This is a genomic window from Elusimicrobiota bacterium, from assembly GCA_040757695.1.
Classification (GTDB): domain Bacteria; phylum Elusimicrobiota; class UBA8919; order UBA8919; family UBA8919; genus JBFLWK01.
The window spans coordinates 1-2489 of record JBFLWK010000167.1 but is presented as its reverse complement, the minus strand read 5'-3'; the positions used below and the strand labels follow the sequence as shown (position 1 = coordinate 2489).

At 34.1% G+C, this 2489-nt stretch carries 4 protein-coding genes; all 4 read left to right on the top strand.

Annotated elements, in window-relative coordinates:
* Positions 1-72 precede the first annotated feature (72 nt).
* The 4 genes from AB1349_13680 to AB1349_13665 all read left to right on the top strand — a co-directional run bounded on the left by AB1349_13680 (position 73) and on the right by AB1349_13665 (position 2407).
* Positions 73-291 (top strand): hypothetical protein, encoded by a 219-nt coding sequence (locus AB1349_13680; protein ID MEW6558376.1) that lies wholly within the window; start codon positions 73-75, stop codon positions 289-291.
* Complete coding sequence (locus AB1349_13675; GenBank protein ID MEW6558375.1) at positions 288-1061, top strand: phosphoribosylanthranilate isomerase; 774 nt, start codon at positions 288-290, stop codon at positions 1059-1061. Before AB1349_13680 ends, AB1349_13675 begins: the two co-directional genes overlap by 4 nt.
* Before the next feature lie 47 nt (positions 1062-1108).
* Positions 1109-1336: a type II toxin-antitoxin system HicB family antitoxin gene (locus AB1349_13670; GenBank protein ID MEW6558374.1), complete on the top strand. Its 228-nt coding sequence runs from the start codon at positions 1109-1111 to the stop codon at positions 1334-1336.
* Positions 1337-1546: 210 nt separating this feature from the next.
* Positions 1547-2407 carry a CsgG/HfaB family protein gene (locus AB1349_13665; protein MEW6558373.1) on the top strand — a complete coding sequence of 287 codons (861 nt, stop codon included), beginning with the start codon at positions 1547-1549 and terminating at the stop codon, positions 2405-2407.
* Positions 2408-2489: the final 82 nt, after the last annotated feature.

Sequence of the window (2489 nt, the reverse complement as noted above, 5' to 3'; positions counted from 1 at the left end):
AAGAACTATTCAGCAATGCTAAAAAAGTACGGTCACTATTAAAATAGGTCGATTTGCAAATGAACATTAAAGTTGTTCCGACGAAGTCATGTCAAAAAACAGCGTTTTCACGCATTTTTCAGGATAAATATAACAGATACTTTGGATGCAATGACAAGCGATAGACCTTACAGGAAAAAACTGCCAACAGCGATTGCCAAGCAGGAGTTTAGCAAATATGCCGGGATACAGTTCGCACCAGATGTTGTCAATGTTCTTATTGATGCGTTGGATAAGGATATAATTATATGACAAAAATCAAAATCTGCGGGATTACGAATGAAAAGGATGCTTTGTGGGCGGCAAATACCGGTGTAGATTTTATAGGACTTAATTTTTACAAAAACAGTCCGAGAAAAATTTCAGTTGATATGGCAAAACGGATTGTTTCAAAATTACCAGAGTTTGTAAAATCAGTTGGTATTTTTGTAGATGAAGAAATTGAAACCATACTGAAAATAGTAAAAAAAGTGCAATTAAAATTAATCCAACTACACGGAAACGAAACGCCCGAATTTTGTGATGAACTTAAAGAAAGAATTACTAATACTGTTCCAGCAAATAGTTTATGGGAAAACAGACCTCAAATCATAAAAGTATTCCGTATTAAACCCGAACAAATGTTCGGAAATCAACCACTGTTTAGAAATCAACCGACGAGCGAAGTTGTTAAAACCGAACAAAAACCGAACAAATGTTCGGAAATGCTACAAACCGAACAAATGTTCGGCACCGAACACTTGTTCGGGTATAAAAGTATTGATTATTTTTTGTTTGATACGTTTGTAGAAAATCTTCAAGGCGGGACTGGGCAGACATTCAACTGGGATTTAGCGGTTGAAATAAAAAAAGCAGGAAAACCTATATTTTTGTCCGGAGGACTTACGCCTGAAAATGTAACGAATGCGATAAAAAAAGTTGAACCGTTTGCAGTTGATGTCTGCTCAGGTATAGAACGCACTCCAACCCGCAAGGATTATGATAAAATGCTTGCTTTTGTTAAAGCGGTAAGAAAAGTTTAACTTGACAAAATAATACTTTTTTGTTATAAATATAGCAGGAGGTTTTTATGAATCAGCAGATCAAAATTATAGTTGAAAAACATCCTGATGGTTATGTTGCATATCCGTTAGGATTAAAAGGTGCAGTTGTCGGAGAAGGTAATACATATGAAGAAGCATTAGCAGATGTTAAATCAGCAATAAGATTTCATATTAAAACATTCGGCAGACAGGTATTAAAAATTGAACCGCCAATAATAGAAGCATTTGTCGCTGAAACAGGAGTACTTGTCTGAAGATTTTATTGAAACATACAAAAAAACATAAATTTTTTATTTGATTAGTTCTTTTTAGAAATTTATTATTTCAAGTAGCAAACTGACCAATACACATGCTTATTTTGGGGCATGTCGTATTGGAAGGAAGACTTTCCTTGGTCGGTTTGCTTGCCTGAAAATATGACTCTGCCCCTTTTTGTTTTGGGGTGAATGCAAGGAGGAACTACGGTGAATAAGAATTTTTTATTAGTAATTTGTTTGTTGGTTTTAACATTAGGCTGTGGAAAAATTTTGAGGTATCCGAGTAATGCCTATCTCGTTAGACAGTCGGTAGAGCAGTCAGTTAAAAATATCCCTGGAACACGAGAGGGAAAAATAACTATAGTTGATTTGAATGCTGAAAGTAATAACGCAGACGATGAACCAATTAATTCAATGGTTCAGGATGCATTGATTACTGGATTAGTATCAAAAGGATATTCTGTAGTAGAGCGGGATAAAGAATTGCTTGGTAAAATTGCCAGAGAAATTAATGGATTTAAATATAATTTATCAGCTAGTTTAATCAGTCATCAAGTTACCAATCCTGTGCCGACAAAAGAAACAATTACAATCACTACTCAAGATGGAAATACAAAAACAGAAAAAATTGAGTTGAAAGGCGAAAACAAAATTTTAGAACAAGAATCTACTATTAATTCTGAAATAAAATTAGATATCCAAAAAAGTGGAGAAATCTTGGGTGTTGACAGATTATTAGCATATCGTATTTTAGAACTTGGTTTAAGATATGACAAGGGCTCAACAGGAAAAATGAAAAAGAGAATAGCGGAAACACAATTAAGTTTACGACTGATTGACACTAACACAAGTAAAATACTGTGGGCTGGTATGGGAGAAGGCAATGTAAGTGATGAAATCCCACGAAGGGCAATCAAGCAAGTTGAGAAAAATGATTTGGAATTATTCTCTTTTACTATGCCTAACTTAAAAACCAAAGAATCTAATGTAGATATCAAAAAACAGAATATAAGGGATTATAATTTATCTGTAGTTTGGCAAATTTCCCATTTCTCTAATGAGAAATAGGGTGGTCTGATTCATCAGACACGCTTGCTAATAAATGCTGAGACATATTATAAAGGAACCTATAAAAAATTGACGTGAAAGC

What these genes read in the sequence shown, in the direction of transcription:
- AB1349_13670 (MEW6558374.1), top strand. Translation starts at nt 1,109, where the DNA reads ATGAATCAGCAGATCAAAATTATAGTTGAAAAACATCCTGATGGTTAT.
- AB1349_13675 (MEW6558375.1), top strand. Translation starts at nt 288, where the DNA reads ATGACAAAAATCAAAATCTGCGGGATTACGAATGAAAAGGATGCTTTG.